At 35.0% G+C, this 24,741-nt stretch carries 9 protein-coding genes; all 9 read right to left on the bottom strand.

Annotated elements, in window-relative coordinates:
• Positions 1 to 189: 189 nt before the first annotated feature.
• On the bottom strand, positions 190 to 918 hold the full coding sequence (locus MK119_RS05335; protein WP_290671590.1) for an START domain-containing protein: 729 nt from the start codon (positions 916 to 918) through the stop codon (positions 190 to 192).
• Positions 919 to 1,009: 91 nt separating this feature from the next.
• Positions 1,010 to 2,272, bottom strand: a complete 1,263-nt coding sequence (locus MK119_RS05330; RefSeq protein WP_290671588.1) for a GMC family oxidoreductase N-terminal domain-containing protein — start codon at positions 2,270 to 2,272, stop codon at positions 1,010 to 1,012.
• 104 nt (positions 2,273 to 2,376) lie between these two features.
• Positions 2,377 to 3,285 (bottom strand): outer membrane lipoprotein-sorting protein, encoded by a 909-nt coding sequence (locus MK119_RS05325; RefSeq protein WP_290671586.1) that lies wholly within the window; start codon positions 3,283 to 3,285, stop codon positions 2,377 to 2,379.
• Positions 3,272 to 5,872, bottom strand: coding sequence for an MMPL family transporter (locus tag MK119_RS05320; RefSeq protein ID WP_290671584.1), 2,601 nt, complete (start codon positions 5,870 to 5,872; stop codon positions 3,272 to 3,274). Before MK119_RS05320 ends, MK119_RS05325 begins: the two co-directional genes overlap by 14 nt.
• A gap of 89 nt (positions 5,873 to 5,961) precedes the next feature.
• Positions 5,962 to 6,888 (bottom strand): NAD(P)-dependent alcohol dehydrogenase, encoded by a 927-nt coding sequence (locus MK119_RS05315; protein WP_290671582.1) that lies wholly within the window; start codon positions 6,886 to 6,888, stop codon positions 5,962 to 5,964.
• Between the two features lie 144 nt (positions 6,889 to 7,032).
• Entirely contained in the window at positions 7,033 to 10,776 is a 3,744-nt protein-coding gene (locus MK119_RS05310) for a beta-ketoacyl synthase N-terminal-like domain-containing protein (protein ID WP_290671580.1), read from the bottom strand.
• Positions 10,777 to 10,794: 18 nt separating this feature from the next.
• Entirely contained in the window at positions 10,795 to 12,546 is a 1,752-nt protein-coding gene (locus tag MK119_RS05305) for an aminotransferase class III-fold pyridoxal phosphate-dependent enzyme (protein WP_290671578.1), read from the bottom strand.
• A gap of 85 nt (positions 12,547 to 12,631) precedes the next feature.
• Complete coding sequence (locus MK119_RS05300) at positions 12,632 to 14,053, bottom strand: DUF1302 family protein (RefSeq protein WP_290671576.1); 1,422 nt, start codon at positions 14,051 to 14,053, stop codon at positions 12,632 to 12,634.
• A 40-nt stretch (positions 14,054 to 14,093) separates the two neighbouring features.
• Positions 14,094 to 24,650 carry an SDR family NAD(P)-dependent oxidoreductase gene (locus MK119_RS05295; protein WP_290671574.1) on the bottom strand — a complete coding sequence of 3,519 codons (10,557 nt, stop codon included), beginning with the start codon at positions 24,648 to 24,650 and terminating at the stop codon, positions 14,094 to 14,096.
• Positions 24,651 to 24,741: the final 91 nt, after the last annotated feature.

Below are 24,741 nucleotides of genomic sequence, written 5' to 3'. Positions count from 1 at the left end.
CCGTTTTGAGCAAGTTTCTTATGGTACAGAACTCCTTGAACGATTCCAGCTATCGCTGAATAGAAATGATATGATTATTACTGTGTAAGCGCTGTATGTTCATATTGATATACTTTTTGAGAATTTTGCAGGATTTTGAATTCGCTTACATCAGGATATCACTTTATATGATATCCTGATATTTGAATTTTATTGTTCTCGAATAAAAGAAAATTTAGCGTTTTTATATTTTTCTTTTTGTAAGAATTTAGGAAGTTCTTTTTGCATAAATTCAAAGTTTGCATCTTTCCCAGCCATGTTCATTAGAAATTGTGGAAAAAATCCTCCTAAAGAAATGTCTTGTGTAAGTTGACACTCAGCGATACCGTTTCCTAGCGGTGTAAATTGCCATACATTGTGCATACGTTCTACACGAACTTTACCATCATTATGTTCTATGGCATTTGGTACACTTGTTACATCAATCGTTACTACTTTATTTTCATCTTGCTTTACAGATGTGTTGATTAGCAGTTCTCTTGGTTGAAAAGGTGATGGGAAATCTAAGGTCCAAAGTGAAATGTCGTATTGACGAATAGAGTCCCAAGGTTGAATAATTTTACAGTCTACGCAATTTTCAAACCATTCTTTACACGTTTCTAAGTTGTGATCTAGTAAATGTGGTGCTGCTAACTGGCTTAGTGAATATCTTCCTTTGATGATGGTTCTATACTTTACGACATTATCTCCTGGTACCTTAAGAGAATATACTTGTACTCCATCTTCATCTCTTTCAAGTTCCCATTGGTTTGATCCAGAGTTTACCCAATACCAATTGTATAGATATAATAAAACAATCACTGAAATAAGACCGATTCCAATGCGTTTTAATACTCTTTTCCATCTTTTGGGTTTTGCAGGTTTGTTTTCGTTTTCCATGCTTAATGTTAATTTTAGATTAGTTATTGTTTTGTTTGATTGTAAGCCTATTTGCTTAAGTATTAGGTATTGTTTGGTGTTACAACGAATATTAGTTACAAAGTCTGTTAGCTAAGTATTTTGCCATACAGACAAGCGTGAGTGTCGGTGGTTTTCTAAATGTATCTGGCAATATCGAACGATCGCACACGTATAAGTTTTTGTATTCAGTTTGAAAGTCACTATCTACATGTTCGTTGATTTGTAATAAGCCGCCTGTACTCGTAACATTGACTGGACTTTTTACAATATGCTTAGCGCCCGCATTTTTTAGGATTTTGATAGCTTCTTCACCACCTCTATCTAATTTTGCTAAGACTTCGTCGGTAATTGTTTTTCGATAATCGCCTTCTTTTGAGACGCTTCCACTCATAGGATCGTGCACTTTAACTCCAATTCCGATACTTTTTGAGAATGAGAAAAAGTGTCTGAATTTTAAGGTAGAGATCATTAACAATTTGTAAAATAGTTTAGGAACGTTGGCGTCTCCTAAAAAGATATCCTCTTCTAATTTAGTTTCCATAGCGCCCACAAAATTGTCAACCGATTTTAGTTTGGGAATTAAGCCAAAATAAACACGATTTGGATCTATGTAAAAACCATTACTTCCTATATTGTTAATTCCACTTTTTTGAAGAATTTTTGGTGAAGCTAAGATGCCCGCGGCGAGAATAATTTTTTCTCCAAACACTTTGTGAATGTTGGATTTCTTTTTCTCCTTATATGTTACGCCTACTGCTTTTTTACCTTCAAAAATAATAGTAGTGACTTCTACTTTTTCTTTGAGAATAGCACCATTGTCTAACGCTTCTTCAACAAACCTTTTTGCTTTCCATTTTGCTTCATAAGAGTATCCTCTATTACACTTATCAAGATCTACTAACATCGGTTGTTTTTCCCAAGTATGCCCTAAATCAAGAGCACTATCACGAAGTTTGAGTGATTGTGGTCCAAAGTGATCATCTGGTAAATAATTAATAGGCAATTCGTTTACCGTTTCTTCATACGCAGGCGCTAAATCGATTCCTAAAGAGGAAAATGTTTCTAGTGGCGGTTCTGCAGCAACTGCAAAATAAAAAGCAGTAGTTCCTCCTGTCGTTATGGCACGCATGTCTTTTAACTTATTTGTGACTTTTATTTCATTCAGCAAAGGAGCTATGCCAGGCAAGGTTTCTTTTAAAGGAACTGTAGCTCCTTTTTCTAGAATCAATATTTTTTTATTTTGTTTTGTAAGTTCTTTTGCAAGTGTTGCTCCACAAGTTCCTGAGCCTACAATGATAACATCGTAGTAGGTTTCTGAGTTTGATTGCGTCATAATAGGTTGGTTAAAGACATTTACAAACACACTTAGGATACAGTAAATCACTGTACCACTAAGTTGTTGCTTATTTGGTTAGTAGTGTATGACTATTGAAAAGACTATTTGTTGTTTGAATTGACAGCTTCAAGCGAAGTTCGATATTCGTTCATTTTCTTTTCTCTATATGCGAAATCTGTCATGGCTCTTTGTGTAAAGAACTCATCGTCTATGTCAAGATTAAAATCGATTGATAATACATCATAGTTTGTAATTCTTCTCGATAATAAGTTGATCATTGCCGATTTGGTAACAATCCAAACTCCGTCAATTCTATCTACTTTCTTTGTGACTAATTGTTTGAAAAGTTTCCCTGTACGATTGTACAATTCATCTTTTAATATTACATAGCGTTCTTTATCAATATAACTAATTACTTTACTGTAATATGTTTTTTTGGAACGTGCTTCTGTAGGTGTAGATTCTACAATCCATACAGGTCTTTTATTGATGGTATTTTCTCCTAGTAATTTATAAGTATAATCTTTTATTTTTCTTGGAGATACATCTTCTATAGAAAATTCGGTTCCAAAAACACTTCCTGTTTCACCACCTTCATTGCTAGAAGCGATACGCTTTACTTTACCCAATGCTGGTAGATACAGCCAAAAATCGTTATCATCTTGATCTGCTTTTTTCCACACCAACATATTGGTTCCTTTGTCTGCAATTGGAGAGATGATCATATCGAGTGATTTGGCGTCTTTCTTTTTGGGAGCCACCAAATAATCTTTATGAATATTTTCAACTATTACTTGTCTAGGTTTGTTTTTACAACGCAATCTTCCCGTAGAAAGATCATATCTACAAGAGGTAAATTGAAATTTTCGAATAGATGAGTTGTAGGTGAAATTTTCAACGCTATCTACTTTGACCATTATTACCTTAGGGCTTTGCGCAAAAACGCTTCCCATAAGGAACAATGAAACTACCAGTACAATGTGTTGCATACTTTTTTTAAACGACTTCATGAACTTCTTCTTTTAAATGAGTTACTGTTTCTTCTTCTACTTCTTCGTCTGGTGTTTGTTTTTTGGCGCCAAAGTTTAGTTTGAAAACAATAATTAAAGCTGGTAAAAAGAATAAATCACACATGAGTCCCGCCATGATTGCGATAAAACCAAATCGTCCCATATTTGATGTTCCTGCTGCTGCTGCAACCGACATGATTCCGAAACCTAATCCTAAGACCAATGATGTAAATAATAAAGCTTGTCCAGCTTCTTGCATTGTATAGCGCAATGCTCTTTTTATGTTTCCGTCTTTTATTACTTCATGACGATACTGAGTAATAAACGTTACTGTATCATCAACAGATATACCAATTATGATCGGAGCCAGCATCATTGTGTAAAAATCTAGCGGAATCCCAAGCACACCAAGCAATCCGAAAGTTAAAATTGCTGGTAATAAATTTGGAAACATTGCTGCTGCACCTACTTTTGCAGAACCAAAAACTATTAAAAGAATGATACAGATTGCGATTAAGGCAATTCCGAAACTATTCACTTCATTTTTAGTTAAGTAATCGGCTGTTTGCATAGCTAAGGCAAAAATTCCTGTAATTGAAACTGTTGCTTCACTATAATTTTGTTTTAAGTTATTCACCATTTCAGCAATGTCGGTTTGCATATTTTCAAATACTTTACTGTATTCGTATGATCCGTAATTGTGTAACGATATTTTTATGTTTGCTTTTTGATAATTGTCTCCTACTAATCGTTTACGATCTTCTGGACTTGCATTGTTAAACATGAATAATGTTTGCGAAAGTATTTGTGGGTTTTCTGGAATGATGTATTTTTCATCTTTCCCTTCATTCAATTTTTTATAGGCATCTTTTGCAACATCTGCCAATGAAGAAGTCATTACTACGTATTTTTCGTATTTCTTCTCAAACTTACGTTGCAATTTATCCATAGATTTCAACACTTTTGGATCTTTGAAAGCATTTTCTTTTCCTAAATCCAAAAAGACAACCATACTGTAAGCTCCCATCATTTTGTTGTCGGCGATTTCTACATTTTCTCTGAATTTAGAATCGTCAGGATATTGGTCTAACATGTTCGAGTTTACGGTAACTAATGTTGAACCATAAATACAGAAAGCAATGATTCCGAAGAAAATTACTAAGATTGGAATCGGTCTCCTTTCTACTAAAGGAACTACTTTGGCCAAAATTCGCTGCATAATCACTGCAAAATTTGGGAACAAGCGTGCAAGAAAACTTTTTGATGATTTGGATTCGTCTGTCTTTTTCCAAGGTTTCCATATATCCATTAATATTGGTAATAAGAAAATCGTGAATAAGAATGCTAATGAAATTCCTATGGTAGACATGATAGCAAACGTCTGAATTGGTACCACAGGTGTAATGTTTAACGCAATGATACCTACCATGTTTGTTGTAGCTGTTAGCAATAATGCTGTACCAACTGTTCCATAGATTGTTTTTAAAGATGTTTTGTGATCCGTGTTGGTATTTCGTAAAAACGAATATCCTGACATGATATGCACTGAATCTGCGATACCTACTGTTAATATCAATAATACTGTAAGGATTAAGAATCCTGTTACGGTTAATCCTAGTAAAGCAGAAATTCCAAACGTCCAAATGGTACTCAAAATTACAATCGTTAACGACCAAGTTACTGCCGAAAATCTTCGGAAGAAATACCATAATAACACTATCATAATCAACAATGCACCCATGTACAAGTCGCTCATTTCATCAACCATAAGTAAGTCGTATTCTGCTGCAGGCGTATTTCCTACGGCATAATATTGAAAATGTTCTGCGTATTCAGGTTTGTTTAAAATTTCATTAATCGCTTCATTCAATTTTAAATAATCTGCTTGATCCGTTGGTTTAAAACGTGGAGTCGCAGCATTTGTAGCAGTTTCTTCAAGTGTCAAATCTGAATTTGTATCACTTAATACCAAATCGTCTACATTTAGCTCTTCTTCACCTATTGGAATTGCACCAAAATTAGTTTCGATGTAAATTCCTCCGTATTGCATATCGTCTGAGAAATACTGTAATGGAAATTGTTTTTCTCCTTTTGCGATTTCTCTTAGTTCATCACGTTTTGCTTGACTTTTAGGAACATTCTCGCCTACTAATGGACGCGCATATAAAAAGTCATTTTCAGCTGTTAATACACGAGCATTTACGACAGTATTTACTTTAACAATATGATCTAAAGCAGATTTTTGCCCTATTCGTAAAGTTTCTTTATAGTTAAGTAAATCTTCCTGAATTGACTTTACAACTTGCAATGATTTTTCAGAAAAAACATCACCATCTTTTGGTTTATATACAATGTATACTCCGTCTTCACTTCCAAATTGCGCATGATATTCATTGAACGCGATTTTAGTAGGATCGTCATCTTGAATCCAACCTTCAATGGTCATGTCCATTTTTAAGTTTCCAAGATTCATAATCAGGAAAACGGTCGCTGCTACAAAAAATCCCAAGTATAGCCACTTTCTTTTTAAGACTTTTTCTGGAATTTTACTAATGAAGCGCGATACGGGATTAAGCATATTCTTCATAAAATTGGTTTTAGTAGTTTATTGATTTTTGTAAGTTAATTTTAAGCGTGTATGTCAGTTACAATTTGTACACCTGATATACTTGTTTTTTATTTTTCTATTTGAATAATGACATTGCCTCTTTTTCGCTCCGTATCAAGATATTTGTGAGCTTCTACAACAGCATCCATTTCATATGTTCTATCGATGACTGGCCTGAGTATGTTTTGTTCTATCAAATTGTGAATGGTTTCCATGTCAGCTGCTTTGATACTTGAAAGCCAATAATTGTTGAGATATTTGCCTTTTGGCTTCAATATTTTTTTACATTTAAATCGACTCGATTTCATCACTGCATCGTACACAACATCGTATTTTTTGCCTGTTTTGGTAAAATCTTCTTTTGTGTAATCGATTACATGATCTGCACCAAGAGTCCTTAACGACTCCACATTTTTTCCACTACAAACAGCCGTTACTTCCGCTCCATAATATTTTGCCATTTGAATGGCATAAGTGCCTAAACTTCCAGAGCCACCATTGATAAGTATTGATGTGCCTTTGGTGACTTTTCCTTTTTGTAAATTTTTTAAAGCTGTTAAAGCGCCTGAAGCAACTACGGCTGATTGTGCAAGCGTTAGATTGTTAGGTATTTTTTTAATAATTCCTTTAGTTTCTTGTTTTCCGTCTTTTACTTTTCCGCGGACACAGCAATATTCTGCATACGCGCCTAATCGTAACCCTGTTAAACCAAAAACCTTATCGCCTTTTTTAAATAGCGTTACATCTGCTCCTATCGCTGTTATTGTTCCTGAAAATTCAATGCCTGGAACAAGATTTTTTTTAGGTTTAAAAAACCCAAATAACAAACGAACTACAATCCACGGGCTCGATCTGCGAATACGTGAATCACCTGCATGCGCTGTCGTTGCATGTACTTTGATGAGTACTTCATTAGCTTTTGGTTGTGGTTTTGCTATTTCTTTGATTTGTAAAACTTCTGGCGGACCATATTTTGTGATCACAACTGCTTTCATAAATGGTTGTTTAGCGTTATTTCTGATAATTTTTTACTCGATAATTGAGATTTAAATGCCTCAACGCTTGCGTCGAAATATTTTTAACTGTTTCCTCTGAATCCTTTGTGGGCTTGTACCGAAGAAGTTGACTAAAAATATCATTTATGAGGTTGCTTTTTCTCGTTGTGGTCTTTTGAATATAGACGCCATTTTTTCGGCTACTTTTTCACTAGCAGCTTGATCTGTAATTGAAAAATGATCTGCTTCAATGGAGGTAATTTTAATTTTTTCAGCTAAAAATGCATTCCAACCATAGTCTTCAGATAGATTTTCGTAACCATCCATATATCCTTTCGTAGCTCTAAAAAGAACCGCATTTACTTTCGTTTCTAATGTTTCTGGTTGGTATGCTCTGCAACTCATATCCATTGCGCGTGCTATGTTATATGTAGTTTCAAATTGTTGTTTTGGAATGGTAAACCCTTGTTTGCTGATCACTTCATACAAATAGTCAAAACGCTTTTCTTCTGACATTTTTTTCAAGGCCTCCACATCAATATCCAAATTTGCTGCTTCAACATCTGTGAATTTTCCATTAAAAACACCCACAATTTCGTCTACCATATCAATAACTTTTTGAGACGGCGAGAAACAATCAAGGAAACCTAAGAATGTAACTTTTTCCCCTTTTTCGAGTAAGATCTTTGCCATTTCAAAGGCGATCATTCCTCCGTTGGAAAGTCCCATAAGTCGATACGGCCCTTTTGGTTGTACTTCCTGTATTTCCTGAACATTTGCTGTAGCAATACTTGTAATGGAAATATCTGCTGGATTAGTGTTTTTTCCCATTACTAATTCCAATCCATAGAATGGTTGATCATATCCAAGTGCTTTCACTAAATGCTGAAAAGATAGTGTGGTTCCATTTCCCCCTGGCGAGACTGCAAAGATTGGCTTTCTTCGACCTTTTATTTGTAATGGAATTAATGCTTTTCCTCCTGCTCCATCAATGGTTACTTCTACTTTATTTTCTGCTGCTTTTTTAGCATCTTTCGTAACATTGACATGTTGTACTTTTTGTGGAAAAGTATCACATAAGTACAATGCTAAACTGTTAATTTCAGGATTGTTAAAAATGATTGCTGGAGACATGGTTACTCCCAGAAGGTTCATTGTATTGGATACAAAAGTTCCTATGTTAATTGAACTTAATCCAAGTTCCAAAAAGTTTTTCGTTTTATCTACATCCTGAACTGGCATTTTTAAAATGGATGCTATTTCTTGTTGTAAATACAATTCTATTTTTTCTACTGCACTAAAGGTATTTTCAGTATTCTCTTTGTCAGAAATGTAAAAAAACCATTCCTTCACTATTTCTTGTGCTGCTGTACTTGCGGTTGAAACTTCAGCTTTTTCACTTGTTACTGTAGTCGCTATGGGCTTTACATTCCCAATAACTTCTGCCCAATATCTCGTTTTGTAAAATGGATATAATGGCAAAGAGACAGGTTGTACTTTTTTACCATCCCATAAAGAGTTCCATGTCACATCAAAACCGGCAATCCAAAGATTGGCTAGTTTGTGCATGCGATCTTTTTGGGCTGCATCATTCATAAATGTTTTAGTCATGTCGTCTGTAAAGATTCCCATTAAAGGATTTGCATCCGTTTTGTTTACAGCTCCATAAAAAATACCTTTTTTCTCAAGTGCAGTTTTGTCTTTTGAGAAACCATTTTTAATGGTAGTCAATTTACTTAACAATTCTTTAAAAGACGAAGCAATAACTGCCAAACGTTCTTCCATAGCTTCTCTACCTGTTTGTAAGGTGTAGATGGTGTTCTCAAATGTAGCTTCATCAGCACTAGCAATAAATGATATATAATCTTTTACACTTTGCAAAAGTCTATTTTGATCTTTAGCTGAGAGTACAAATATTTGCGGTTCTGAATTATTTGATAAAAGATTTCGGTGTGTTTTTGTGTATTCTTCTAGTAGAATATGCACATTTACACCTGTGTCTGCAAATGAGTTAATTCCTGCTCTAATGACCGTATCTTGTTCACTTCGGATAGCATCAAACGAAATTTCTTTATCTGCTATGTATAATGGATGTTTTGGATTGTCAATGTCAATAAATGAATTGACTTTGTGTTTGGTAATTGACGCTGGAAACTTTTTATGATGCAATGATAATGCAAGCTTTATGAAACTTGCCAAACCATTTACAGACTCTAGATTTCCAATATTTCCTTTTAAGCTACCTAAAGCACAACTTTTTTCTTTTGTTGTTGCTTTTTCGAATACCTTTTTTATGCCTTCATACTCAAATGAATCTGCCCATTTGGTTGCATACCCATCAACTTCTATATAGTGAACATTTGTAGGTTCTATCCCTGCATTTTCATAGCAATTGGCAATTACATCTGTGATAGATTCAGTATCTATTTCCTGCAAAAAACGTGCATTTCCTCGGTTGTTTTGATGGCTGCTTTTTATAACTGCATAAATCTTATCTTGATCTCTTTCTGCATCCGAAAGCCTTTTTAACACTACAGATGCTGCTCCTTCGCCTCGTGTAAATCCATTGGCATTGTCATCGAATACACCACATGTTCCATTTGGCGAAAGCATGTCATACTTTGAAAGTGCAATGTAATCTTCAGCAAAGAGATTCAACGATACTCCACCTACAACAGCCACGTCACTTTCTCCATTTTGTAGTGACTGATAGGCTCTGTTGATAGCTACAGCCGAACCTGCACAATTTACATTGTATGTTTCACTCGGGCCATTAAAATCAAATAAAAATGATAATCGATTTGATAAATAATACGTTGGACTCGAAGATGAAAAGAATGGTTTGTTGGCAACATCTAACTGTGCTACATTTGTACGTAAATAGTGCTCATATTCAGAATATTCGTAACTTGTAAATATCCCTGTTTTAGAGTTTTTCAAGTTGTTCGGATTGATGCCTGCATCTTGAAAAGATTTGTAAACTTCCTGTAATAACAAGCGTTCTTGCGGATCCATTAGTTTGGCTTCCTCTTCATCAATATTGAAGAATTTTGCATCAAAACAATCATGATTTTCTATCAAAGCCGCCCATTTGGAATTTGTTTTGCCTTCTGCATTGTTTTCCGAATAGTATTGTTTCCAATCCCAACGTGTTTCAGGAATTTCTCTGATACTATTTTTTTGTCCAAGTAAGTTTTTCCAATATTTTCCTGCATTAGGTGCATCTGGGAAATTACAACTTACTCCAACGATGGCGATGTCATCATACGCAACGCCACCTTCCTGATACTGCAATTCGTTTCCATACACATCTTCTTCATGATATACAGTATCTTCTAATAAATTATCTACTAAATTGTAATGTGAGAGTAATTCATCTAGATGACTATTAATGAGCGTATCTGCAATATCTTCAATAGAGTTAAACTTACGATAGCTAAGATCGATAGCAAACTCTTGTTGAATTTTATCGAGTACATTTTTGTGTGGGTTTTCGCTTTTTCTTGGCGCAATGCTTCTTCTAGAAACCGCTTGTTCTCGTTTTCTTAGTGTTCTTCGTGTTGGAGTATTTACAGTCGTAGGTTTTGGCCTTGGTGCTACTACTTTTTGAACTTCCTCTTTTACTTCAACTTCTGGAATTGATTCACTTTCTGAAGTCAATTCTTCAATTGCTTCTGCCAATTCTTTGATCGTATTTACTTCCGTGAATTGCGCTGGTGTAATGGAAATATTCATGCCTTTTGATAAGTTTGACATGAGTTCCATAGCAATGATAGAGTCAATCCCGAAGCTATCAAAATCTGCTTCGACATCTAGTTTTTCTAGAGCGATTTTGAGTGTTTTGGAAACTATATTTTTTACCTGTGTAAGTACGTTTGATGCTGCCACTTTGTTGGTGTATTATGATTATTGATTGAATCTTTTTAAGTCTTTAACTAAAAGATCTTTGAGTTGTTGAATTTGAGAATTACTAACGCTTGTCTCTTTGTGAGTTGTCTTATTTTGTTGCACTGCAATTGGTGTTTCTACAAAGACTTCTTCTTCTAGTTCTTCTGTAGGAGCTATATAGAAAAATCCTTCTTCCATGAGCATTTGTAGACTCTTTTTAACCGCATCGATTACGTTTCTGATATCTTCATCCGTATGTGCTGTAGTTAGGAAGCAATTTCCTTGAATGTTGGTTTCTACACCATTCATTCGCATGAGGATAAACATTAATGCTTCTGTAATTCCCCAGTAACTATCTACATATCTAAAGCGGAATAGTGAACCAAAAAAGTCAATTGTTATAGGCAAATTGTGTTCTATAAAGTATTGATTTAGTTCTTCTACCATACGCATTGTACGTGTATTCAGTTTACAGTACATACAATCGCTTGTTTCAGAGTAATAGTTGGTATTGTCTTCGTTTTCTCTTAATTGTCTTTTAATTTCTTTCATTGTTGCATATGCAGAAGCAACTTTAAGTGGATTTTGTGAATGCGTTCCTCCCATTCCTACTCGTTTTGATTTAGGCATTGAATCATCATCAAATTCCCAAGTACCGCCATCAATTAAGTCCATATATTTTTGTGAACCTGCGACAAGTCCCGTTGGCAATCCTCCTCCAGGAATTTTTCCATATGTTGAAATGTCTGGTGTAATGTTGAAGATTCCTTGTGCTCCTTTAGGACTTACTCGGAACCCCGTAATCATTTCATCAAAAATTAGTGGAATGTCTTTTTCTATGGTAATGCTGCGTAACTCTCTTAAGAACTCAACAGGTTTGTTGTAAATATGTCTTGACTGTACAGGTTCTACTAAAACACCAGCAATTTCATCAGCATGTGCTTCTATGATGTCTAGCGATTCTTCATCTCCGTATTTTAATACAATGATTTGATCTGCAAATTCTTGAAGCATTCCTGGACCTGCTGCCAAACTATTTCCTTGCATATCGCGCATAGCCATAACCACATCTGATAATCCGTGATAAGCACCTTCAAACAACGCAATTTTTTTTCTGTTCGTTGCAGCTCTCGCAATACGCGTAGCCACCATTACAGCTTCTGTTCCTGATTGTGTAAATAATACGCGATCATGTCCCGTTAATTCACTGATCAGTTTGGTTGCTTTATGAATCGTTTCTGAATATCCTGCTAAAGGAATTCCACGATCTAAAGCTGCTTTTACGGCATCTACAATCACTGGAGCTTTGTGCCCAAATATGTTTACGCCCATATCACCTGATATATCGATATACTTGTTACCATCAATATCATGTACATATGCACCTTCGGCTTTTTCGTATGTAATTTGAAAATGCAATTGTTTGATTTCTTTAATTAAATGAAAATTGCGTCGTTGGTCTACAAAGTGAAAATGATTTTTAGGAACGTTTGCTTTGGACTTTGGAACAAAGTTTTCATATTCGGTAATTAGTTTTTGAATAAAAGCGCGGTGATGCTCTTCTAAATCTCTTTGATCTAATGGTTTTAATCTATTAGAAGTTGCGCCATTTCCATTAACCACATCTGTAATACCTGTCAATGATTTTATTTGCGAAATAAGCTGTAGCTTATCCGTTTCTGATAAACTATCAAAGATGCGCATTGCTTCTTTTTTCTCAATCTTCTTTGAAATAATTTTTTCTGCTATTTCATTATTAAGTGTTTGCATAATCATTGTATTTAATGGATTTCCTCACTTTTAAAAAAGTACCTGTCAGGAAATAGGTTAGTTATTTGGTTGATTGTTTTTTGTTTTAAAAAAAGAATTGTAGCTTAAATGCTAAATGTTGCTGATCGCGAAATTGGTAAAAAGCACTTTCTCTATCATCGGTAATTGGAATGATGGCATCGAGTGAAAGTGTTATGTTATCATTGAGTTTGTACGCTGCCGAAAGCAAATTGAAAAATGTTGTGTTCGGTGCATTGTACATGGTAATGTAATTTAAAGACAAGTCATTCTTCATCAACTCTTTTACAATGACAAAAAATGCCGTAAAGTTATTTCTTGGTACACCAATTATATCTTCTGTCCAATCAATTACGTGATTGTTTACGAGTTCTAGTGTCAATGTTGTGGTACTATTAGGACCATATTCAAATCCTAAAGAAGTATCAAAAGCATTGCGTTCTATGAGTTCTAAAGCGGCGGTATTGTATAAACGTGGAAATTTGATTGCATTTTCTCCTCGTATTAATAAATTTCCAATTGCATAATTAAAACTTATTCCCACAGTTGTAAATCGTTTTTCATGAAGCAATACCAAATTAGGGTTGACCTGTTCTTGCGCAAGATTATTATCGATTAAACTCGTTACAATTACACTTACATCACTTTTTTCAAATGCTTTTTTCCATCGAAAACCGTATTCTATAGCACTTTTATCATCGTCTACATCTTGTACTACAACATCTGTTCCTGCAAATTGGTCTACAAAGAATCGTGTTCCTTCTTTCGGAAATAGATTGAATCGCGCATTTGGCACAAAGAAACTGCTAAAGTCTCCGATAGATGTGTAAAAGTCAAGTCCAATCATAAATTGCCCCAATCGCAACTCGTCAATGTTTAAGTTTAAAGGATCTCTAAAATCAAACGGATTGATTTCATCCGTAATCGCAGCAAAATCAGATTCTCCCCATGCAAGCGTTTGTATTCCTAATTTGATACTACTTTGCTTATAACTGTATTGTAAAAACGCATTTCGTGTAATAGAACCAAAAGCTAGGTTTGTCTCTTCAAAATTATCATTATTAAAATACGTCAAAGGTCTGCTTCTACTATCTCCATCCATAAACGCAAACGATTTTGTATCTAGCTGAACAAACAAGTTATTGAATAGAAATTTTGAGTATTCTATTCGGAAAGCGAAACGATTTTTAATTACTTCTGTCGGATCGGTAAAATTGTATGTAAATTCATAACTAATCCCCAGTCTGGAAGGACTAAAAATGTATTCTTTCCAGAACGATTTTTTGGATTCAATTTCATCTGTATTAGTATCTAAAACTGTATTTTCTTCATTTCCACTATCAAACATATCGTCATCTAACATATTGAAGTCGATTCCTCCATTATTTTGCTGTGTAGGAATCGTATCATTTTTCTTTTCTGTTTGACTTAGACTTACATGTGTGAAAAGTAAGAAACACAAGGTAATGGAGAGGAATGATTTGATCATTGTAAACTCTTTTTTGATTTTTTATCGTTTTTTGTGATTCTTACGAAAGTTTTCCAAAATCTTTCCCTAACAGTTTTTTGAACTCTTCTGCCACATCATCTGCTGATTTCTTTGAAGAGCCATTGGATGTGATGTTGTAAAAAGATTCCAAGTATTGTTCAAATTCTAGCGATTCTGACGTGTTGTACAATTTGTACTCTTCATTTATGAATACTAATGATTTGAATGAAACACATATGTGTCCTTGTGTATTTAATAGGTATATATCTAGTGCGATTTCTTCTTCATTATGCTTGTTCATTCTCACATGACGAATCCAGATAAACATTTCATCTTCACATGGCGATAATACCCTTAGTTGTTTTAAATTAACTGGCTGCGGAACTTTTTCAGTATAGAAATCAGGTTCTATAATATATCCTGAAGCCTGTAATGCAACTTGTACCATTGCGGGATGAATTACGTATGTTGCGGCATCTTTTTTCAAGTCATCTGACAACACAACTTTAAGTAATAATTGTTTGTGTCCTGCATATATATTTTGAATTATTGGAGCTATATATCCATTCAATCCTTTTTGTGAGAATGTAGAGAAGTATTCTGCTACAGTATTTTCTGCTGCTTCTAGTTGCTTTTGTAATACCTGTATATCAATTTGTTGTGACTTGGTCATTACGTCTAGCGCTACCGTTCCTTCAAAATGCACATCTTCTTGATCATTTTCTTTGCTATAAGCTTCAAATGCTATGGTGTTTATATTTTCTTCTCTAAGCGCTAATGTAATCGTGTTTTCATCAGCAGTAACAAATGAGTTATACCATTGAAGGTTGTTAAATTCTAACGCTTTGAAATCTAATTTTGCCGTGGCTGCATGTGTTACAGCGGTATTTACCATTTCTAGAAATGCGCCAACTGATAAGATTTTTTCTGAATTGTTCTCACCATCTAACAAAAAGAATTCGTTTTTGTGGAACGTTGAACTATACGCTTGCTGTTTTAATACAGAGGTATTGGTGTGCAATAATGGATGCATCACTTTTGCGGTTGCATTTGATCCTACGTTTGATTCGTCATAGTCAAACCAATAACTTTCTCTAGCAAAAGGATAGGTTGGAATATTTGCTCTTTTTGGCTTATCGGAGCCGTAGATTTCATTCCAATCAATTGCTGCTCCTACTACCCAAGTTTTTAATAAGGCTTCATGATTATATTCTGATATATATGATGCGATATCTGAACTATTGGGCAAAACAATTTCTTTATTTTTCTTATTGACTTTACCTGTGTATACATTTTCTACAACTTCACCATTTATGTACTCTTGCAGTAGTTGTTTTAACTCATCAACAGTATTGATTGCCAATCCAAGACGGTCTTTCATTTCATCTCTACCTATTTGCAAGGTATAGGTTAAATCGAGAAGACTCACTTCATTATTTTCTACAAATTTTAGCATGGAATCAGCATAGGCTTTGAGTCTATCTTCATTTTTAGCAGAAAGCACAAATAGGAACGGTTTTTTGAAGTCTACCACTTTTTCTTCTTTTTTAGGAATATACTCTTCTATCACCACATGTGCGTTGGCGCCTCCAAATCCAAATGAGCTAATCCCTGCTCTTCGTGGTGCTTCTTTACCATCTGCTCCAACAAGTCTTTTCCAAGGCGCTGTTTTGTCTACTACATAAAAAGGTGTTCCTGCAAAACTGATATGCGGATTTAATTCTTCAAAATGTAACGATGCTGGGATTTGTTTGTGCTTCATTGCTAATACAGCTTTTAAGAAACTTGAAATTCCTGCGGCTGTTTCTAAGTGTCCTATGTTTGTTTTTACAGAACTTAATCCGATATGAGGTGTTTCTGGAATTGCTTTGTTATGCTTTGCGTAGAGTTCTTGAAATGATTTTGCCAAAGCTCTAATTTCAATTGGATCTCCCAAACTTGTTCCTGTACCATGACATTCAATGTATCCCACAGTAGCAGGATCTATTTGTCCTTTTTCATAGGCTTCTACTAACAATTCTGCCTGCGCATGTGGATTTGGCGCTGTAAGCATGGTTGCTTTTCCTCCATGATTTTCGGAAGTTGCTTTAATGACCGCATATATTTGATCGTTATCTGCTTCGGCTTGCGCTAACGGTTTTAGGAAGATTGCTCCCGAACCTTCTCCACGAACATAACCATTTGCACTCTTGTCGAATGTTTTACATTTTCCATCGGTACTCAACATACCTGCCATACCGAAAGAGATGTGTGCTGCTGGAGTCATCATTAATTGTACACCTCCAACAATCGCCATATCACTACTTCCTGTATGAATAGATTCTATCGCTCGATGGATTGCAATTAACGAACTAGAACATGCCGTATCAATCGGAGCACTTGGTCCACGAAGATTTAGTAAGAACGATATTCTGTTTGCCAGCATACAGTGTGAATTCCCAGAAGCGGTATATCCATCAAGTTCTACATTGAGTCCGTTCATTAAATCACTGTAATCATGCACGGCAACACCGACAAATAATCCTGTTTTTGTACCTGATAAGTCTGACACTTTATAGCCTGAGTCTTCGATGGTATTCCAGACAGTTTCTAAGAAAACTCGCTGTTGTGGATCCATCATTTCTGCTTCTCTTGGTGAAATTCCGAAGAATAATGGATCAAATTTATCGGCATCATCTATAAATCCACCGTATTTAGAGTTTGTTTTGTTTTTTTCTGTGATTGGGTCACCGTCATAATCTTCCCAAATCCAACGATCTCTGGGAATGACTGAGATCATGTTTTCTTCATTTTTAAGATTCTCCCAATATTCCTGCATGTTTTTCGATTTTGGCATCACGCCACCAATTCCTACAATGGCAATTGGGCAATCTACAAAACGACTATCTGCAGAGATTCCTAATTTTTGAGCGGTTGTATGGGTTGTTTGCGCTACAGAAGCATTTACATTCCAACCTTTATTAATTCCTGTAAACGATGGAGTTTCCGTCTTTGTTTCTGTTACAGGAGTTGTTTTTGCTTGTGGAGTTGCTTGCGCAGACACACTACTTCCTCCAGCTAGATTATATGTATTTACAACTGCTGTATTATGCTCAGTAACTAAATATTTGGTGATTTCATTGATCGATGGATATTCGAAGAATAATACAGGTGTAATGGAATCTAAACCATATTTTTCATTCAATGCATTGGCATAAGATGCTAACCCAATAGAGTCAAAGCCAATGTCTAGTAATATCTTGTCTACCGAAACATCATCTTCCTCTAGTTTTAAGAAGTCCATTGCTATTTGAATGAGTTCTTTACGAACTAATGATGCAACTTCTCCACTTGTTTCTTCACTTGCTGTATTTGTGCTTGTTGGACTTTCAACTTGTGTTTGAATTGCTGCTTCTTTTTTACGAATTCCCCAAGCGATTTCCATACGTTCTTGCATTCCTTCAACGACCACTACTTGCGTTTCTTCGGCAAATAATCCACTTGTGAACGTACCGATTCCTATTTCTGATTTTAACGGTCTGATTCCCAAGCTATTTTTGAAGAATGCTTCCATTTGTGCGTCTAGTTTCATTCCGCCATCTGCCCAAATAGACCAGTTTAAACTTAGCGATTTTCCTGTACGCAATCCTTGTTGTTGCAGTATTTCTCTTCGTTGGATGTATGTATCCATGAAGTGATTGGCAAAGGAATAATCGCTTTGTCCCATGTTTCCACCAACTGCAGCCATTGAAGAGAACGTTACAAAGAAATCGAGCTGCATATCTTTTGTAAGCATGTCTAAGTAATAAGTACCATATATTTTTGGCGCAAATACTGCTTGCATCTCTTCTATTGTTTTATTGCGAATATTTGAGTCACGCAATACACCTGCACTGTGAATGATACCATCAATATCCCCAAATTTCTTTTTGGTTTCTTTGATGACTTTTTCTACGTCTTTGATTTTAGAAATATCGGAAGCGATGTATAGTACTTCGACTCCTAGTTTTTCTAGTGTTTCTATTTTAATAGATTTTTCTTCTGAAAGTTTTGATCTTCCTGTTAGTACGAGTCGTGCTTTACATTCTTTTGCTAAAAATTCCGCAAAAATAAATCCTAATCCACCAGCTCCCCCCGTAATTATGTATACACCTTTTTCTTTAAGACCTTGTGTATTTTTGGATGTATTTTGTTCGCGCCAGTGTGCAATATTTTGCAGTTTTCGCACCTGTCTTTGTCCAGTTGTATAACGAACAGCCAAGTCTTCAATGGTATCTTCTTGTAATTCCGCTATTAGTATTTGAGCAAGATTGTTTTGCTCAGAAAGTTCTATCGTTTTACAACGAATATTCAATTGTTCTAAGTGTAAACTCTTTATAAAACCGTTAATTGCTGCATTTTGAGGTTGTGTCTCGTTTTCTGCTCCATTGTAAATGTATGCAATAGAGATGTTAGCATCTGATTTGAGTTGCATCAATGCTTGACATATATGTAAAAATGAATAGACACCTGTCGATAGCGAGTTTTTTAATGATTTTTCGTCTTCTTTGAATTGCTCCTTAGACCATGAGAAACCTATGGTATCTAATTCTATTTTTTGCGCTTGTAACGTTGTAAATAGTTTTGTAAAGTCTTCTTTATTTTCAGGATTTACAGTAAATATATTCTCCGAAACTTTATCAAATGTTTTTCCTTGTTGTACAAGTATTAGAGGAACTTTTGTAGTTGCTTTAAACGATTCATATAGTTGTTGATCAGTATCAAACAATACGACACTTTTACTCATATTGAATTCGCTTATACTTTTTAGTTCAGAAGAAGCTTCCCATGTATGGGTATAATATAAATCTGAAAACTCGTCTACCTCTTCTGTTTGTAATGTATTTGGTGCTTCAGCAGGTTTTTCATGAATATCTGTTAACGGAATACCAACAGAGTAGTTGATTTTGACTAATATTTTACCATTTTCATCTGTGATGATCAAATTGGCTTTTGACAGATTCGTATTAGGTTCGTCTACTTTTTGAATATAACTATAGCAGTTTTCAGTAAATGGATGTAAAATTTCTACTTCTCCGAATGAATACGGTACAAATAGCCCTTCTGATGATTCTTCACTTTCAGAAAGTAAGTGTGCTGCCATTACTGTTTGTCCAGTTCCATCAAGCAAAGAAGGATGTAATAAATAGTTTTTAAATTCATTCTCACAAACCTTTGGAACTTTCATAATTCCGAGCATTTCATCTTCATTTTTGTAGATTTCTTGCAGTACTTGGAAACTTGGTCCTAAGCCTAAACCTAGCTTTTTGAATTCTGGATATGCTTGTACTCCATCCGCTACTTTCGTACAACGTTCTTGGATTCCTTTTACATCTATAAATTCTGTAGAAATTTCATCTTCATCAGTTACATACGTTAACTTTCCTTGTGAGTGCAGCTGTTTTTCTCCTGCTTCATTCTTACTGAAGACTTCAAACTTGACGATTTGATCTGCTTGTGGTAATAACTCAATCCACACATCTGTAGGTTGCGAATTGTTAACCGTAATTGGATTGAGCCATATGATATTTTTGATGGCTTTTACTTTTCTTCCTGCTGCTAATTCTCCTGCTTTACGAGCAAAATCCAAATACGCAACACCTGGCAAGGTAGGAATGTCAGATACTAAGTGATCGTAAATGAAGAATTCTTGATCGTGGAATGTTTTTTTGAATACTTGACGCTCAAAAGTAGATTCGTTCGCATCAATCATAGGATGCGCTAATGACGATGTTGCTATGATTGCTTCGTTGTCAGTTCGTTCTACCCAGTGACGTTTGTCGGCAAATGGATATGTTGGTAAAGAAACTCTTTTTCCATCACTTTCACTTGCAAGCGCTTGCCAATCATTAATGATTCCTTCAATCCAAAGTTGTGCAACTTTATGTAAATCGCCACTTTCAGCAATAAGTTCAATAAATGCTTTCTTTTCGCTTTTGTTAAGGAGTTTTGCAATATTCCCCACTCTTTCCACAACACCTGTAAGGATGTTTTGATCTTTTTTATCGTCTATGAAAAGCGTTAATTTTTCAATAAGCTCTTCTCTAGTTGCTGCGATAATGATGAGTCTATGCTCAAAGGATTTTCTCCCTATACGAAGCGTATGTCCTATATTTTGTAATGATGTTTGCTTATTTGCATCCTCTTTTAAGAATACAAGCAAACGTGCTGCTGTTTCTTTGAGTCTATCTTTTTTAACCGCAGATAGTGGGAAAATTTGATAGTTCGTTTCTGCTGGTTCAGAAGTTTCTTTGGTGTCATAGGATTCTATAATTACATGTGCATTAGCACCTCCTGCTCCAAATGAACTTACTCCTGCACGCAATGGATATGCTATACCGTCAATTACTTTCGGTTTCCAATCTTCTACCACTTGTTCTACATAGAATGGGGAGTTTTTAAAGTCAATGAACTCATTTAATTCTGTTGAATGTAATGAAGGAACTAGTTTTTTGTACTTCATTTGTAAAAGCACCTTATGAATTCCTACAACACCTGCGGCAGCTTCTAAGTGTCCGATATTGGTTTTTACAGAACCTACTGCCACTGTTTGATTGGCTACATCATACTTATCAAAAGCTCTTTTAAGACCAGAAATTTCAATTGGATCTCCTAATTCAGTTCCTGTACCATGTGCTTCTATGTATCCTACGCTTCTAGCATCAATGTTTGCTTTTTTTAATGCTGTATCTACTAAGTTTGCTTGCGCTTTTGGATCGGGAACCATGTAACCACTAGTACGTCCTCCATGATTTACCGATACACTTTTTATAACTCCGTGTATGTGATCTCCATCTTTTTCTGCTTGTGCTAGAGGTTTTATGAAGATTGTTCCAACTCCTTCTCCTGCCACATATCCGTTTGCTCCTTTTCCGAAGGTACGGCAAACACCATCTGGCGAAAGTGCGCCACCAAAGGAATTGATATCAAATTTACTTTGGTGTAAGTCTAAATTGACGCCTCCAACAATAGCTCCAGCACATTCTCCATTGTAGATAGATTCACATGCTAGGTATAAAGCGGTCATACTTGAAGAACACGCTGTATCTACCGACATACTTGGACCAGATAGATTTAAACAATACGAAATACGATTTGCCACACTCCAAAGGAATGAGTTCGGATTGGTATCATGTCCTATGAGTTTTTCTTCGGCTCCAATCATTTGATACATGGTCCAAACCGCACCCACAAATACTCCTATATTTTTTGGCGTGTTTTCTGGTGTCAAAATTTCAGGATAGTAACCCGCATCTTCAATGGATTCCCAAGCTGTTTCGAGTAACAATCGTTCTTGTGGATCGAACATTTCTGCAACAGCAGGTGGAATATTGAAAAACATAGAATCGAATTTATCTACATCTTCCAAGAAACCTCCTCGGTATTTTTTGGTGAATCTGGTATTTTTACGTTGCTTGAGTCGTTCTTCAGGAATTACTTCTACACAATCTTTTCCTGCTATTAAATTCTCCCATAATTCATCTAAGTTTTTTGCTTTTGGATATCTTCCCGACATTCCTACAATGGCTATATCTTTTTGTCTGTAGTTTGTATTGTTAGATGATTTTTGTTTTGACTCGATTGATGTTACGTTGCTTGTATATGTTTCAGAAGCACTAGAAGTTATCGAAGATGCTTCTATGTTTTCTTCAGTCATTTGAACGTCATTAACTGCTAAAAGATTGTTATTTATGTTGTGATATTGTTTTAGTTGATATGTAGCTCCTATGGTTCCAAAAGTTTCTGGAACTCCTTGTTTTTCAAGCTCAGGAATGTTTTCCATATGCTCGAATACTTGAATCAGTTTTTGACTGATTTCGGTTGCTTCTTTGGTTTCCATTCCAACAGGAATTGCCAAACGTAACACTTCATTGATTGCTGAATTTGTTTGCATTCCTGCATTGTGTACACTTCCTCGAATTCCTGTGTTTACATATATCCAAGCCGCAAAAGATTCGACAGCATTTTTGAAATCTTTGAATTGTGGAATTTGCTTGACATCTATTAGTATGCAATGACTTCCAACTGGCTGTAAAACTGGAATTCCATGATTGTGTAATGCATTATGTACTAATGCCACACAATCCATTCGATTATGAATAGATTTTTCTATGATTGATTTATTATCAAACGAAGCGGCAATTAGTTTTTTGTCGATGATATCTAAACCAACTCCTTCATCTTCAATTGCATCCTGAATTTTATGAAAAAGTGTTTCGTCATTTGTTGCTACAATTCCACCTTTATTGACACAGAAATCTTTTGGTAAGCTTGCCCAAACAGCATCTGCAAATGAATATATAGTTTTGGCTTGTTCCCAAATGGTTTTTTGCGCGAATTCTTTCTCATTTTGAATAATGAACATTGCGTTTTCTAATACACGTGTTCCATCCATTATTAAAGGTATAGTATACTTTTCTAGTAACTGCTTCACTTTTTTAAGATGCTCGATTGACATCGGAGCGCCTCCTGCAGCGTTATTGGATATTTCTACAGCAACAAAGGAAAGAGATTCATGCTCTTTTTCTACTAAAGAAACTAGTTGATCCCAATGTAAATTTCCTTTAAAAAGCTTGTCAGAAGTAACATCAAATACAGCTTCACTCGGAATTTCTTTAGGTGAAAAACCATTTTGAATTTCGCTATATATAGCTGTTGGAAATAATAAATTTTGTAATACTATTCCTTTATTTTCCCAAGATTGAAAAAATACTTTTTCTGCATCCCGACCAGAAGATGTCAAAGCAATATTTGAAAACGGAAATACCGTTTGTAAACTTTTGGTTATGTTCGTCGTTTTATAGACCTGTCTGTATAAAAAATTCAACTGAGCATCAATTGCTTTTGAGTGTAGTTGTGCCCAAGAATCCGTTTTTAAATCATGTAGTACTTCTTCATTTGGAATATTCAACGGATTGTAACCATATTGTGCTAATCGTTTTGAATTTTCATTTCCTTCTATCATCACATGCGCTTCTTCTGTAGCGACGACTGCTGTTATTTTCTGTGGTATCGTGGTATTTTCTGTCGTTTTAGATTCTGGAATTACCTTATCTGTAGATACGGACATTTTGATGGAAACTTCCTCGTACGTTTTTTGATTTTCTCCTTGCAGTTCAATTTTAGATGGATCGGCAATCATCATAATAATGTCGGTTACATTATCTGCATTACTGATAGCTTTTGGTCTACAAATAAAGATCGTCTGATGTTTTGGACGGAATTTATTTTTGAATTGTAAGTTTCCTTCATCGTTAAAGATTTTACTTTCTCTGAGGAAGTTCAATGTTTTTTCCAATTCTGGATCTACATTAGGAGAATCTTCTATCTTACAACCATATGTTCCACCCAAGCTTAACATATTAGCACCTTCACTTGATAAGGTTTCCATCATTTTTACAATTCCGTATTCTAAACCTCCTAACGGCATATTTTCTGGATAGAATTCTAAATCCATCAAATAACCGTTTAGTTCATCTGACAACTTAGAAATTAGAATTGCATTTTGTAAGGTATTATCTAAATAGGTTAAAAATAATCGATGTTCTTTGTTTAAAGTACCATTCAGAATTTCTTCACGAACGATATGAATTAACGGATTCACCATAGTTCTTGCAGCTGACCATTCATCGATTAGACGTACAATCTCTTGATCCGTTTTTTGATCTGTACCACTACTGTATTCTACTGTTTTACAAACTCCAGCTTTCTCAAATTTTGAAACTTGGTAGCGTAATCGACGCATTTTATTTCCTCCGAGTGAAAACTCTTTCATATTTTCAATCCTAGAAATAACTCCAAAAGGCGTTGCATAAAAAGGTACATTATTAATTGACTCGATTGCATGATCTGACAAGATTGTAATTTCAAAATCATTGTCTACGCTGTATTGCGTAATTTCTTCTGCTATAGTAGAAAGATACGATCTTGGTCCTGTGTATGCATATACAAGGATCATTTTACTACTTTTACTATAGTTCAGATAACCTTTACGATCACTTCCTATAAACAGTAGTGGCGCTATATTTCGAGTTCCTCTAGATGTTGAACTTTCATTTTTATAGGCATTAAAAATAGTAAGGTACCAATCTTTCAACTTAGGATGTTCCATGAGTTCACTTTCTGCAATAATGATTGGTTTCTTCTCTAACACAATCTTTTGCTCAACTACATTGTTTTTTTCTAATACTTGAGGTGCACTGATTTTTTTTGGAGTTTGAACTACTGATGTGGATATATACTGTTTTTTAATTTCTTTAGACTTTGGTTTCCCTGTTGTGTTTTTTTGAACAGTTTTCGTATTTGAAAATTTTGCAGTTAAAATAGACGTATACGTTTCTGCAAAATAATTACTTAAATCACTTATATTAAAGTTTTCAAACAAGAGTGTTTTTGGCAGTGTACCAAAGTCTTCTTCTAATTTCTTAATGATTTGTAACACGCGAAATGAATCAATTCCTAACTCTAAAAATGGAGTTGATGCATCATTGGTTGTTATAGGTAAATCTGCTACATCAGAGATTAGCGAACATAAATATGATTCTGTAGCTTCAATTAATTTTTCTTTGATATTATTCATTTGTTTCAGATTGTGAATAAATGATTTTTTATGCGTAAAATTTAATAGTAAATGGAAGAAATTGGTATGCTCCTAGTATATTTTGGGAACA

Source organism: Kordia sp. (assembly GCF_022447245.1).
Classification (GTDB): Bacteria; Bacteroidota; Bacteroidia; order Flavobacteriales; family Flavobacteriaceae; genus Kordia.
The sequence above is the reverse complement of the archived record's forward strand: the minus strand, read 5'-3'. Positions and strand labels throughout refer to the sequence as shown.